The 13,155-nt window shown below is 71.2% G+C and carries 10 protein-coding genes; 6 read left to right on the forward strand and 4 right to left on the reverse strand.

Going from position 1 to position 13,155, the window contains the following annotated elements; translation table 11 throughout:
• Positions 1-23: 23 nt before the first annotated feature.
• Positions 24-899, reverse strand: a complete 876-nt coding sequence (locus ACZ58V_RS16520) for a TerD family protein (protein WP_468191151.1) — start codon at positions 897-899, stop codon at positions 24-26.
• Positions 900-1,127: 228 nt separating this feature from the next.
• On the opposite strand from ACZ58V_RS16520, the gene ACZ58V_RS16525 reads away from it, so the two are divergent.
• From ACZ58V_RS16525 to ACZ58V_RS16535, 3 genes are read left to right on the forward strand one after another with little or no spacing between them, the layout of a single operon-like run.
• Entirely contained in the window at positions 1,128-2,294 is a 1,167-nt protein-coding gene (locus ACZ58V_RS16525; protein ID WP_471290545.1) for an HpcH/HpaI aldolase/citrate lyase family protein, read from the forward strand.
• Between the two features lie 31 nt (positions 2,295-2,325).
• Positions 2,326-4,938 carry a phosphoribosyltransferase gene (locus tag ACZ58V_RS16530; RefSeq protein WP_471290699.1) on the forward strand — a complete coding sequence of 871 codons (2,613 nt, stop codon included), beginning with the start codon at positions 2,326-2,328 and terminating at the stop codon, positions 4,936-4,938.
• Positions 4,938-5,747 carry an HAD family hydrolase gene (locus ACZ58V_RS16535; protein ID WP_468191145.1) on the forward strand — a complete coding sequence of 270 codons (810 nt, stop codon included), beginning with the start codon at positions 4,938-4,940 and terminating at the stop codon, positions 5,745-5,747. Before ACZ58V_RS16530 ends, ACZ58V_RS16535 begins: the two co-directional genes overlap by 1 nt.
• On the opposite strand, the gene ACZ58V_RS16540 is transcribed toward ACZ58V_RS16535, so the two are convergent.
• Both ACZ58V_RS16540 and ACZ58V_RS16545 read right to left on the reverse strand, forming a co-directional pair.
• The gene (locus ACZ58V_RS16540; RefSeq protein WP_471290547.1) at positions 5,668-6,435 is read right to left on the reverse strand and encodes a DedA family protein; all 768 of its coding nucleotides are present in this window, start codon (positions 6,433-6,435) and stop codon (positions 5,668-5,670) included. The genes ACZ58V_RS16535 and ACZ58V_RS16540 overlap by 80 nt on opposite strands.
• Before the next feature lie 48 nt (positions 6,436-6,483).
• Complete coding sequence (locus ACZ58V_RS16545) at positions 6,484-6,705, reverse strand: FmdB family zinc ribbon protein (RefSeq protein WP_471290549.1); 222 nt, start codon at positions 6,703-6,705, stop codon at positions 6,484-6,486.
• 252 nt (positions 6,706-6,957) lie between these two features.
• Here ACZ58V_RS16545 and ACZ58V_RS16550 point away from each other — a divergent pair, with 252 nt between their 5' ends.
• The 3 genes from ACZ58V_RS16550 (at position 6,958) to ACZ58V_RS16560 (ending at position 11,664) form a co-directional block, all read left to right on the forward strand.
• Complete coding sequence (locus tag ACZ58V_RS16550; protein WP_471290551.1) at positions 6,958-9,066, forward strand: transglycosylase domain-containing protein; 2,109 nt, start codon at positions 6,958-6,960, stop codon at positions 9,064-9,066.
• A 57-nt stretch (positions 9,067-9,123) separates the two neighbouring features.
• A complete protein-coding gene (locus tag ACZ58V_RS16555) occupies positions 9,124-10,401 on the forward strand; it encodes a polysaccharide deacetylase family protein (RefSeq protein WP_471290553.1) in 1,278 nt (425 codons plus the stop codon).
• Between the two features lie 108 nt (positions 10,402-10,509).
• Positions 10,510-11,664: an amidase domain-containing protein gene (locus tag ACZ58V_RS16560; RefSeq protein ID WP_471290555.1), complete on the forward strand. Its 1,155-nt coding sequence runs from the start codon at positions 10,510-10,512 to the stop codon at positions 11,662-11,664.
• A gap of 19 nt (positions 11,665-11,683) precedes the next feature.
• On the opposite strand, the gene ACZ58V_RS16565 is transcribed toward ACZ58V_RS16560, so the two are convergent.
• Positions 11,684-13,087 carry a hypothetical protein gene (locus ACZ58V_RS16565; protein ID WP_468191131.1) on the reverse strand — a complete coding sequence of 468 codons (1,404 nt, stop codon included), beginning with the start codon at positions 13,085-13,087 and terminating at the stop codon, positions 11,684-11,686.
• Positions 13,088-13,155 lie beyond the last annotated feature (68 nt).

Below are 13,155 nucleotides of genomic sequence, written 5' to 3' on the forward strand. Positions count from 1 at the left end.
CCGGTCCTCGGCCCGGGCCCCCCTCAGCGTCCGATGAACTGCGGGCCTTGCGGGGGCAGGCGGAAGTCCGGGTCGGGAGCCGCGGTGACCGGCGGCGGGTAGCCGTAGCCGGTCTGCGCCCCCGTGACGCCCGCCGCGGCCGGTGCCTGGGGATAGCCGTACGCGGGCTGACCCGCGGGCTGCGGGTAGCCGTACGCCGGCTGGGTCGTCGCGGGCTGCTGGGGCGGATAGCCGTACGCGGGCTGCGCGGGGACGACGGTCGGCTGCTCCGGAGGCAGCGGCCGCGACACCTCGGGGGCGGGCTGCTGTGTGGTCGCCGCCGTGGTGGGCAGGCCCGTCGTCTCCTGCGCGGCCTCCGACTCGTCCACCGAGATGCCGTAGTCGGTCGCGAGCCCCTGCAGACCGTTCGAATAGCCCTCGCCCAGGGCCCGGAACTTCCAGCCCTCGCCGCGCCGGTACAGCTCGCCGCAGATCAGGGCGGTCTCCTCGCCCGTCTCCGGCTTGACGTCGAAGTACGCCAGAGCTTCCGCCTCGGTGCCCGCCGCGTCGTACAGCAGGATGCGCAGTGCCTGTACGCGGTCGAACGGGACGCCGTCCGCCGATGCGACCAGCAGAATCCGGCTGACTCCCGACTCGACACCGGTGAGTTCTGTCTGGATCGTGTCGGTCAGGCCCTCGGCGACCCGCTTCTTGCCGAGCCGCCACACCTTCCCCGAGGGGTGTCGGGGCTGGTTGTAGAAGACGAAGTCCTCGTCGGAGCGCACACGACCGTCGGGGCCGAGGAGCAGCGCGGAGGCATCGACGTCCGGAACCCCCTGTCCGGTTGTCCAGCGCAGCACGGCGCGCACCGTGGTGGCTTCCAGCGGGACGTTCGACCCCTTCAGCATCGCGTGCGTCATGCGGTCATCCTGCCTTCTCGGTCCTGCTCACGACAACGCGGGGGCCGGGCGCCACGAGCGGCGCCGACGGCCGTCGCGGACTACCGTCGTCATGGCCGGGCCTGGCTGTGCTTGCCCGCGTTACCTGAAATTCATGCCTGATGGGAACCTTTGACATGGACTTCTACGTACTATTACCGGCCACCTTTCGACGATTCGCAGGCCGCACGACCACCACGGGGGAGTTCCATGCGTCATTTCGGGCACATCGCCCCTGAGACGCGGAAGCGTCTCTTCCACCGCGAGCCGTGTGTGTTCACGACGGGCTCTCCGGCCCGGCTGCTCGCGGCGGCCCTGGGCGCCACGCTCTACAGTCCGGCCACCCGGCCGCGCCTCGCCGACGACGTCCTCAAGCAGGCCGGGCGCGGTGTCGTCTCGATGGTGATCTGCCTCGAGGACTCGATCGACGACGCGGACGTCGGCCCGGGCGAGGAGAACCTCGTCCGCCAGTTCAGAGCTCTCGCCGAGCTCCCGGACGCGGACCTGCCCCTGCTGTTCATCCGGATCCGCGTCCCCGAGCAGATCCCCGACCTCGTACGACGGCTCGGCCCGTCCGCCCGGCTGCTGTCCGGATTCGTACTGCCGAAGTTCACCGAGGAGCGGGGCATCCCCTTCCTCGAGGCGCTGGCGACCGCCGAGGCCGAAAGCGGCCGTCGCCTTTTCGCCATGCCGGTGCTGGAGTCGCCGGAGCTGCTCTACCGCGAGTCCCGCGTGGAGACCCTGGAGGGCATCTCCCGGGCCGTCGACAAGTACCGCGACCGCGTGCTCGCCCTGCGCCTCGGCGTGACGGACTTCTGCTCCTCCTACGGGCTGCGCCGAGGCCCCGACATGACGGCGTACGACGTGCAGATCGTCGCCTCCGTCATCGCCGACGTGGTGAACATGCTGGGCCGCGCCGACGGCACCGGCTTCACCGTGACCGGGCCGGTGTGGGAGTACTTCCGGGTCCAGGAGCGCATGTTCAAGCCGCTGCTGCGGCAGAGCCCCTTCCTTGAGGTGCAGGCCGCGGAACTGCGCGAGAAGCTGATTGAGCACGCCATGGACGGCCTGCTGAGGGAGATCTCCCTGGACCACGCCAACGGCCTGCTGGGCAAGACCTGCATCCATCCCTCCCACGTGCTTCCGGTGCACGCCCTGTCGGTCGTCAGCCACGAGGAGTTCTCGGACGCCCAGGACATCCTGCGCCCCGAGCGCGGCGGCGGCGGTGTGCTTCGATCGGCGTACACGAACAAGATGAACGAGGTGAAGCCGCATCGGGCCTGGGCCGAGCGGACCCTGCTGCGTGCCGAGGTTTTCGGCGTGGCGAACGAGGACATCGGCTTCGTGGAACTGCTCGCCGCCGGCCTGCCCGGCTGACCGCGTGACATCCGAAGAATTCGAACGGTTGGTGGAGAAGGCAGTGAACGAGGGGGTGCGCGGCGAGGTGCGCGACGAAGCCGGCGGAGTCTGGTCCGGCAGCTGGGTCGCGGAGCGGCTCGGCGTCGAGCTCGTCGGCGAGGACCGGCTGACCGACCTGCTGGGGCTGGCGCTGCGGCGCAACCCCAAGCGGGCCCACCTGCTGGTGTCGAACGTGCTGGGCAAGCATGTGCCGCAGTCGCCGTCCGTCGTCTACGGCCACGGCGTCGAGCTCGGCCGCCGGGTGCGGGAGCTGCTGGGCGAGGAGGAGGCGGGCCGGGCGGTCGTCCTCGGCTACGCGGAGACCGCGACCGGCCTCGGCCACTCCGTCGCCGACGGGCTGGGCCTCGCGCCCTACCTGCACTCCACGCGCCGCCCCGTCGCCGGTCTCGCGGCGGCCGGCGGCTTCGAGGAGGCCCACTCCCACGCGACCTCGCATCTGCTGCTGCCGGAGGATCCCGCGCTGCTGACCGGGGACGGGCCGCTGGTCCTGGTCGACGACGAGTTCTCTACCGGGAACACGGTGCTGAACACTGTCCGTGATCTTCATGAGCGGTATCCGCGGCGGAGGTATGTCGTGGTGGCGCTCGTGGACATGCGGTCGGCGGAGGACGCGGGGCGGCTGGAGGGGTTCGCGCGGGAGATCGGGGCGCGGGTGGATCTTGTCGCGGCGGCGTCGGGGACTGTGCGGCTGCCCGAGGGGGTGTTGGAGAAGGGGCAGGAGCTGGTGGCGCGGTACGAGGCGAGTGCCGCGGCGGGCGGTATGTCGCCCGCGGCGCCGTCGGGGCTGGTCGCGCGGTTCCCCGCGCCCCCGGACAACGGCGTCGCCGTCGAGGCCGTCCAGGAGTCCACCCCCCTAGGGACGCGGGGAACCGCGCGACCAGCCCCCACCGGCCCGGACTCGGATGACAACCGCACCCGCCCCCACATCACCCGCGTAGACCTGCACTGGCCCTCCGACCTGCCGGACGGCGGACGGCACGGGTTCACCCCAGCCCATCGGGAGCGTCTGGAGGCCGCCCTGCCCGGCATGGTGGCCCGCATCGCCGACGCGCTGCCCGTCGACGCACGCCGCGTGCACATCCTCGGCTTCGAGGAGCTGATGTACGCGCCGCTGAGGCTGGCCCGAGAGCTGGAACGTGTGACGGACGTCGAGGTCCGTTACTCGACCACCACCCGCTCACCCGTCCTGGCCGTCGACGACCCGGGCTACGCGATACGCACCCGCCTCGCCTTCCCCGCCCACGACGACCCCGCGGACGGCCCGGGCGAGCGGTACGCCTACAACGTCGCCGGCGCCGGATTCGACGCCGTCGTCGCGGTGGTCGACTCGGCCGGGGACACCCCCGCGCTGCACGCGCCCGACGGTCTGCTGGCCCGGCTCGCCGCGCACACGCCGCGGGTCCTGCTCGCCGTCATACCGTCGTACGCCCCCGAAAGGCCCTCCATGCTGCCCGAGCCCCTGCGCGGCCCCGACTTCTCCTCGTACGCGCCCGAGGAGGTCGGCTGGCTGCTCCAGGACCTCTCGGACGTGACACTGGAGGCGCCGACCGAGGAGCGCGAGGAGGCCATCCAGAGCGGCGGCGCGCACTACGCGGAGTCGCTGCCCGTGGAGTACCAGCCGAGCGAGCGGTACCAGGAGCTGTTCCACGCCGCGCTGGACGACTCGGCGGCCCGTATCGCCCAGGCGACCGGCGTGGTCACGGAAACGGTCCTCGCCGAAAGCGGTCCGCGCCCGGTCCTGGTCTCCCTGGCCCGCGCGGGAACCCCCGTCGGCATCCTCATGCGCCGCTGGGCCCAGCACCGGCACGGCATCGACCTGCCGCACTACGCCGTGTCGATCGTCCGCGGCCGGGGTATCGACGCCAACGCGCTGCGCTGGCTCGCCGCGCACCACGACCCCCGGGACGTCGTCTTCGTCGACGGCTGGACCGGCAAGGGCGCCATCACCCGCGAACTCGCCCAGGCCCTGGAGGAGTTCGAGAAGTCCGACGGCATCACCGGCTTCAGCCCCGAGATCGCGGTCCTGGCCGACCCGGGCTCCTGCGTACGGACCTACGGCACCCGAGAGGACTTCCTCATCCCCTCCGCGTGCCTCAACTCCACGGTGTCCGGCCTGATCTCGCGGACCGTGCTGCGGGCGGACCTGGTCGGTCCGCACGACTTCCACGGCGCGAAGTTCTACCGCGAACTCGCCGGCACCGACGTCTCGGTGACCTTCCTGGACGCCGTGTCCGCCCGCTTCCCCGAGGTCGAGGACGCGGCCTGCGCCCAGGCCAAGGAACTGCTCGCCGCCGACCGTTCGCCCACCTGGGAGGGCTGGGCCGCCGTCGAGCGCATCTGTGAGGAGTACGGCATCCACGACGTGAACCTCGTCAAGCCCGGCGTCGGCGAGACCACCCGGGTAATGCTGCGCCGCGTGCCCTGGAAGGTCCTGGCCCGTGCCGGAGCGGGCAGCGACCTCGACCATGTACGGCTGCTGGCCGAGCAACGCGGCGTGCCCGTCGAGGAGGTCGCCGAACTGCCCTACACCTGCGTCGGGTTGATCCACCCCAAGTACACCCGGGGCGCGACCGGCGCCGACGGCAAGGCGGTGTCGGTCTGATGCCCGTACTCGTCGCGAGCGACCTCGATCGCACCCTGATCTACTCCGCCGCCGCCCTGGCGCTGACCATGCCGGACGCCCGGGCGCCCCGGCTGCTGTGCGTGGAGGTGCACGAGAGCAAGCCGCTGTCGTACATGACGGAGACGGCGGCCCAGCTCCTCACCGACCTGGGCGACGCGGCCGTGTTCGTGCCGACGACGACCCGGACGCGCAAGCAGTACCAGCGCATCAACCTGCCGGGCCCGGAGCCCACGTACGCGATCTGCGCGAACGGCGGCCACCTCCTGGTGGACGGCGTCTCCGACGCCGACTGGCACGCGCAGGTCACCGCGCGGCTGGCCGACCAGTGCGCGCCCCTCGCCGAGGTGCAGGAACACCTGCTGAGGGCCGCCGACCCGGCCTGGGTGCGCAAGCACCGCGTCGCCGACGACCTGTTCGCCTACCTCGTCGTCGAGCGGGAACTGCTCGACGAGGAATGGGTGAAGGAACTCGCGGTCTGGGCGGAGAACCGCGGCTGGACCGTGTCCCTCCAGGGCCGCAAGATCTACGCGGTCCCCAAGCCGCTCACCAAGAGCGCCGCGATGCGCGAGGTCGCCCGCCGGACCGGCGCCGATCTCACGCTCGCCGCGGGCGACTCCCTGCTCGATACCGACCTGCTGCTCGCGGCGGACCAGGGCTGGCGGCCCGGCCACGGGGAACTGGCCGACACCGGCTTCACGGCTCCCTCGATCAGGGTGCTTCCCGACCGGGGTGTCCTCGCCGGGGAGCGGATCCTGCGGGAGTTTCTGGGGGCAGTGCGGGGCGCCTGAGAGCTCGGGTGGGCTGGTCGTCGTGCGGGTGCGGCGTTGTCGTGGCCGTTCGCGCAGTTCCCCGCGCCCCTTGGGGGCGTCGTAGGAGCCGTACGCCGATGAACGCCGCCGCCGCCACGGCCGCCACGGCGAGGACCACCTTCGAGTAAGTGGAGACGACGTCCGTGACCTGGTGCCAGTTCGCCCCCAGCAGGTAACCCGCGAGCACGAACACCGTGTTCCAGATCGCGCTGCCCAGGGTGGTCAGGCCCAGGAACACCGGCAGCCGCATGCGCTCGACACCCGCCGGTACGGAGATCAGGCTGCGGAAGATCGGGATCATCCGGCCGAAGAACACGGCCTTCGTGCCGTGCCGCAGGAACCACGCCTCGGTCCGCTCGATGTCCGAGATCTTCACCAGCGGCAGCCGGCCCGCCATCGCCACCGTCCGGTCACGGCCGAGCAGCGCACCGATCCCGTACAGCGCGAGCGCGCCGGTCACCGAGCCGGCCGTCGTCCACAGCAGGACGGCGAGCAGGCTCATCCGCCCGCTGCTCGCGGCGAACCCGGCGAGAGGCAGGATCACCTCGCTGGGCAGCGGCGGGAACAGGTTCTCCAGGGCGATGGCGAGACCGGCACCCGGGGCGCCCAGCGCGTCCATGAGGTCGTTGACCCACTGCGGTCCGGCGTCCGCCGCGATGACTGTCATGCCGACCACGCTAGAGAAACGAAGCTGAAGGGCTCCTGAGGAAAGGCGTCAGCCGCAGCAGCCGCCCCCGCAGCAACCGCCGCCGCCACCGCCCGCGCGGGGTGCCGGTGCCGGTGCGGAGGCCGAGCCGGCCACCGCGACCGTGGAGAGGAGCTTCACCGTGTCGTCGTGACCCGACGGGCACGCCGCGGGAGCGGAGGACTCCGCCATGGGACGGCTCAGTTCGAAGGTGTCGCCGCAGGTCCGGCAGCGGTACTCGTAGCGAGGCATGGGGACAGATTAGTCGGCGGCAACGGAAGTACCGCCCTTCAGGATTTCTTTGGGCCATTTCTGCCGTACCAGTGTGGAGAAGCTGTAAAGGCCGCTGGTAACTTTCGATCGTCGCGACGAGCCGTGAGGCCCGGGGGGATGTGGGGCGCGCTGCCGTTGATAGCGGCGGCCATGCCCTTCCACGCGAGTACCACATGAAGCGGGGAGGGAGACGCAGCCGTGACCAGGGCTGGGTGGGAACCGGAAGAGACCATGCAATTGAAGGCTCCCGCTTCCATACGTGCGGAGTGTCCGGAACATGTGGACGAGACCAGGCAATCGCGCGCGGTCTCGGGCGAGAGCGGATCCGGCAGGCCGCGCCGCCGGCGCCGGGCCCCCCGGCGCACCCCCCTGTCCCGTCTCCGCGCAGCCGTGGGCCCCCTGCTGGTCCCGCTCGTCCGCGTCCGGCCCCGCTTCCCGCGCACCGACCGCACCGGCTGGCGTCGCTGGGTGCCCTCCTGGCGGCAGTGGCTCGGCGCCGCGCTGACCCTCACCGGCCTGGCCGTCGGCTTTCTGGGAGTCGCCTACGCAGCCACCGACATCCCGGAGAACCTCAACTCGTACGCCACCCAGCAGGACAACGTCTACTACTGGTCCGACGGGACACCCATGGCACGCACCGGCTGGGTGCGGCGGCAGGCGATGCCGTTGAAGGACATCCCCGAGGACGTCCGCGACGCGGTGCTGGCGGCGGAGAACGCGAGCTTCTACAGCGACCCCGGCATCTCCCTCAGCGGCCTCACCCGCGCCCTGTGGCGCACCGTCGGCCAGGGAGACACCCAGGGCGGCTCCACCATCACCCAGCAGTACGTCAAGAACGTCTACCTCAACCAGGACCGCTCGGTCGGACGCAAGTTCACCGAGGCCATGCTCGCCCTCAAGCTCGACAACGGGATGAGCAAGGACGACATCCTCGAGGGCTACCTCAACACCAGCTGGTTCGGGCGGGGCACCTACGGCATCCAGCGCGCCTCCCAGGCCTACTACGGCAAGGACGTCGGCGAACTCGACGCCGGCGAGGCCGCCTTCCTCGCCTCCCTCCTCAAGGGCGCGGGGCTCTACGACCCGGTCCTGAGCGAGGCCAACCACGCGCGGGCGGTGGAGCGCTGGTCCTGGACCCTCGACCGCATGGTCGAGGTCGGCACCCTGTCGAAGTCCGAGCGGGCCGAGTACAAGAAGTTCCCCGAGCCGCTGAAGCGGGCGCCCGGGTTCGACACCGGCAAGCAGAGCGACTACCTCGTGGAGCTGGCCGCCCAGTACGCGAAGAAGGCCGCGCGCCTGTCGGCCAAGGAGTTCGACCTCGGCGGCTACCAGATCTACACGACCTTCGACCGCAAACAGGAGACCGCGCTCACCGACGCCGTGAACAAAGCCCGCAAGCAGGCACGGAAGGACGACACGGCCAAGGCCAAGGCCCTGCACTTCGGCGCCGCGTCGGTGGCCACCGACGGGCGGATCCTCGCCGTCCACGGCGGCCCCGACCACCGTACGCAGGGTTACAACGAGTCGAATGCGACCACCGTGCCCGCCGGTTCGGCCTTCCTGCCGTTCGTCTACGCCGCCGCCCTGGAGAACGGAGTGCGCAAGACCCGTGACGGCGCCACGGCCGAGGTCACCCCGCAGACGCTGTACGACGGTGACGACGGCATCGCCGTCACGACACCCGAGGGCCCCTACTGGGACCGCGGCGGCAAGAAGGTCACCTCCCGCAACCACGGCGGGAAGTCCTACGGGCGGATCAGTCTGAGCCGGGCGCTCGCCCTGTCGGTGAACACGCCGTTCATGCAGCTCGGCATGGACACCGGCCTGGACGAGGTGCGGGAGACCGCTCAGGCGGCGGGCCTGCTCTCCTCCAGCTTCGGCCCGCAGGTGCCCGCGATGTCCCTGGGCAGCGCCACGCCCAGCGCGATCCGTATGGCGAGCGGATACGCCACGTTCGCCGCGGCCGGCACGCATGTCGAGCCGTACTCGGTGGCCCGGATCACCCGCAACGGCTCCGAGGTCACGCTGGCGAAGCCCGCCTCCCGCCGTGCGGTGAGGGCCGGCGTGGCCGAGGCCGTCCAGTCCGCCCTCACGGACGCCTTCCGCACCGCCCACCCCGGGGCGGGCGCCACCGCCACGGTGGCCGGGAAGGCCGGCACCTCACAGGACGACACCGCGGCCTGGTACGTCGGCACGGCCAACTCCGTGTCGACGGCCGTCGTGGCCTATCGCATCGACCTCACCAAGAGCCTCGAACCACTGCCGCTGGACGGGATCGCGGGCTCCCCGGGTGACAGCGTTCCGTACCGCATCTGGTCCGGTGCCCGGGGCATCGGCTGACCCCCTGTGCCCGGCACCACCGCAACACCCCCACCCCCCTCGCAGAATGAGCCGCGCATGAAGTCACCCTCCGGCCGCCGCCGCAGACCCCGCGCACCCCGCCGCGCCACACCCCCCGGGATACTGACCCTGGCGGCCCTTCTGGTCGTCGCGTCCCTGGTCGCGGGCTATCTGGCCCTGACCCGCTCGGACACCACCACCCCGACCGCCTCCTCAGGGCCCCGCAAGGGAGGCGTCACGAAGCCGGACCAGGAACCCCGGTGGGACGGCAGGACGAAGGTCCTCGGGGACGGCTCCACCTCCTACACCGGCCCGCAGAAGGGGCAGTTGAAGCCGGTGCCGCTCAAACCGGGCGAGAAGCCGCCCCAGTTCGTGGTCTTCTCCTGGGACGGCGCGCTGCAGGGCGACGACGGGCTCTTCTCGCACTACCGGGAGCTGGCCGAGGAGTACGACGCCCACATGACCTTCTTCCTCACGGGCATCTACCTGCTGCCCAAGAGCAAGAAGAGCCTCTACTCCCCGCCCCAGCACTCGAAGGGCTCGGCGGCGATCAGCTTCGCCACCGACGAGCACATCCGCACCACGCTGGAGCAGCTCGGCAAGGCGTGGCAGGGCGGGAACGAGATCGGCACCCACTTCAACGGCCACTTCTGCGGCAAGAAGGGCGGCGGCGACTGGAGCGTCGCGGAGTGGCGGAGCGAGATCGACCAGTTCTACGCGTTCGTCGAGAAGTGGAAGACCAACACCGGCTTCCAGGAAGCCGACCCGCTGCCGTTCGACATCAGGAAGGAGGTCACCGGCGGCCGTGCCCCCTGCCTGGAGGGCCAGAAGAACCTGCTGAAGGCCGCCAAGGACTACGAGTGGCGCTACGACGCCAGCTCCGCGGGCGACTTCCAGATATGGCCCCGCAAGAAGAACGGCATCTGGGACTTCCCGCTGCAGATGCTCCCGTACGAGGGCGGCAAGTACCAGGGCCTCTCGATGGACTTCAACTTCCTCTACAACCAGTCCGAGGGCCAGACCGAGGGCGACCCGGCGAACTACCCCCAGTGGGAACAGGAGACCGTCGCCTCCTACATGTCCGGCTTCAACCGCGTGTACTACGGCAGCCGCGCCCCGCTGTTCATCGGCAACCACTTCGAGGACTGGAACGGCGGCATCTACATGAGGGCCGTCGACCAGGTCATCAAGGACGTGTGCACGAAGAAGGACGTCAAGTGCGTGTCCTTCAGGGAGCTGGCCGACTGGCTCGACGCGCAGAAGCCCGGGACGCTGCAGAGGCTGCGCGGCCTGGACCCGGCGCAGTCGCCCGACTGGTCGACCGTCGTGAAGTAACAAGAGCAGCCCTCTTCACAACAGCCACACACTTCATGCAAAGATCTCCTACCCCGGCAACCCTTGGCCGGGGCAAGAGGGGAAAACACACCAGTGAAATCAAGGAAGTTGAACGGGACGCGACGCCGCGCCACGATAATCGGGGCGGCAGCGACCTCGGTCGTCGCCGGAGTCGCCCTGCTGCCCAACTGGAGCGCCGACGCGGCGGTCCTTGACGACCCGACGGTGGACGCGCGGACCAAGGCCACCTTCCAGCGGCTGGCGGACGCGGTCTTCACCGACCGCACCAACGCCCTGGTCGACGGCGGACAGGCCGGCCGGGACAAGCCGCTGACCGACGGCTTCTCCGGCGACGTCGCCCTGTCCTCCGGCACGGCCCGCACCGAGGACGCCACCCTGTCCGCGCTGGGGCAGCGCAAGGAGCGGCTGGCGCGGGCCGGTGAGACGTACCGCAAGGCCGGCACCACCGTCACCCTGGACGCCACGCGGGTGACGGGCCGTACGGCCAAGGCGACGGTCACCGAGACCACGACCCTGACCTATGCCGGGACCCGTGGCGACGCGCCGAGGACCACCGGCTTCCAGGCCCGGCACGAGCTGACCTTCAAGGCCGATCGGCAGGGCGACTGGCAGCTGACCGGCATCCGCGACACCGACCAGGGCGGTCTCGCGGTGAACACGCTCTCCAAGCCGGCCCCCGTCAAGGCGACCGCCGCCGACGACACCATGCCGAACGCCCCGCGCGCGGCGACCACCCGCAACCCGGCCGCCGTCCCGAAGACCGGCACGACGTACGACTACAAGGCCATGGCGGCCTACGCCGAGAAGCACTGGAACGTCTACAACAAGGACTACCCGGACTTCAGCGGCCGCGGCGCAGGCGGTGACTGCACCAACTTCGTCAGCCAGTCCCTGAAGGCGGGCGGCTGGAAGCACGCCCCCGGCTATGTGTACGACTACACCAAGTGGTTCGGCAACGCCGAGATCCAGTCGCACTCGTTCGTCGGCGTCAACGAGTGGTCCTGGTTCGCCCAGAACTCCAAGCGGACCAAGCCGCTCGCCAACGTCTACCAGCTCGAGGTCGGTGACGTCCTCCAGATGGACTTCGACAAGGACGGGTCCAAGGACCACACGATGATCGTCACGTCCAAGAGCGGCGGCGTGCCGTACGTGACCTACCACTCCACCAACACCCTCCGCAGGTCGGTGGCGAGCCTCGTCGCGTCGGATCCGAACGCGTACTACTACGCCTACCGCACCTGAGACCGGACGGGGGCCGGGCTCAGTGTCCGGCCCCTCGCTCCTCGCGGATCCCGTCCACCACACGGGCCACCCTCTGCCGGATCCCCTCCGTCTCCGTGAGGAAGTGCCAGTAGTCGGGGTGGCGGCCGTCGAGGGTGGCGATGGCGCGTTCCAGGCGGGACACGGCGTCGTCCAGGGGGCGGGCGTGCTGCGGGTCGGGGGTGTTGCGGCCGGCCATGGCGAGGCGCTGGGCGTCGCGGATGGCGAAGCGGGTGCGCTCGATCTCCCGCTGGGGGTCCTTCTGCACCGCGTTCAGGCGGTGCAGGCGGTCGCCGGCGGCCGAGACGGCCTCGTCGGTGCTGTTCAGCAGGGCCCGCACGGTCGACAGCAGGGCCGTCGCGTCGGCCCAGCGCTGCTCGGCGCGGGCGGACCGGGCCTCGGCCAGCCTGCTCTCGGCCTGGCGGACGTGCGCGGCGGCGTCGTCCGGGACACGCTGGAGGTCCTGCCAGCAGGCCGCGGTGAAGCGGCGGCGGAGTTCGCTCAGGATCGGGTCCACCTGCTCGGAGCGGGTGGTCAGGGCCTGCGCGCGGGTGCGCAGGGAGACGAGCCGGTGGTCGATCTCGGCGGCGCGGTCCGGCAGCCGCTCGGCCTCCACACGGATCGCCTCGGCCTCGCGGGTGACCCGCTCGGCCCGCTCCAGGGTCTCCGGCACGCCGTGCCGGCCGGCGCCCTGGTTCAGCTTGGTCAGCTCCGGGGAGAGGACGGCGAGCCGGGCGGCGAGGTCGTCCGCCTTCAGGTTCGACGCTCGGACGGCGTCGAGGGCGTTGGAGGCGCCGAGCAGGGCCTGGCGGGCGCGCTCGACGGCGGGTGCGAGGCGGGCCAGCTGGGTCTCGGCCTTGCCGAGCAGCGGGCCGAGGCCGTCGGCGAACCGGTCCAGCTCCTGCTTGACCCGGCCCAGCTCCTCCTTGGCGGCGGTCAGCTCGGTGCGGGCACGGGAGGCGGTCGAGGCCTCCAGGTCGTCGCGGTCGAGGTCGTGGGCGTCGACGGCGTTGATGTACCGGTGGCTGACCTCGTCGATACGGCTGCCCAGGGCCTCGAAATCGGCGACGGCGCGCCGGGCGGCGGGGGAGTCGTCGACCGCGTTGATCGTCTCTATCGAGATACGCAGGTCGCGCTGGGCGGTGTCCAGCTCGTAGAAGGCGGCCGCCGCGGCGTCCTTCGCGGCCTGGGCCTCCGCCCGCTGGCTCTCGGCGCGGCCGCCGAACCAGCGCCGGGTGCCGCCGCCCGCGAAGGTGGCGGGCAGCGCCAGCGCGGCCACCAGAGGCAGCGCCATCAGGGTGAGCGCGTCCCGCAGGGGACGGCCCGGGGTGCGGGGGAGGGGGCGGCGCGGGCTGTGCGCACGCGGCACCGACGGCGAATCCGGCTGCCTTGGTGTCGCCGTCACATCCCTCTCCCGTGCTGTTGTCCACCCTGCCCGGTGTCATTCTCCCACCGGTTGGGGACGAACACACG

The organism is Streptomyces sp. NPDC040589 (assembly GCF_055594445.1).

Coding starts and splice junctions, on each gene's coding strand:
- ACZ58V_RS16520 (WP_468191151.1), bottom strand. CDS start 899: ATGACGCACGCGATGCTGAAGGGGTCGAACGTCCCGCTGGAAGCCACC.
- ACZ58V_RS16525 (WP_471290545.1), top strand. CDS start 1,128: ATGCGTCATTTCGGGCACATCGCCCCTGAGACGCGGAAGCGTCTCTTC.
- ACZ58V_RS16535 (WP_468191145.1), top strand. CDS start 4,938: ATGCCCGTACTCGTCGCGAGCGACCTCGATCGCACCCTGATCTACTCC.
- ACZ58V_RS16540 (WP_471290547.1), bottom strand. CDS start 6,435: ATGACAGTCATCGCGGCGGACGCCGGACCGCAGTGGGTCAACGACCTC.
- ACZ58V_RS16545 (WP_471290549.1), bottom strand. CDS start 6,705: ATGCCTCGCTACGAGTACCGCTGCCGGACCTGCGGCGACACCTTCGAA.
- ACZ58V_RS16550 (WP_471290551.1), top strand. CDS start 6,958: ATGCAATTGAAGGCTCCCGCTTCCATACGTGCGGAGTGTCCGGAACAT.
- ACZ58V_RS16555 (WP_471290553.1), top strand. CDS start 9,124: ATGAAGTCACCCTCCGGCCGCCGCCGCAGACCCCGCGCACCCCGCCGC.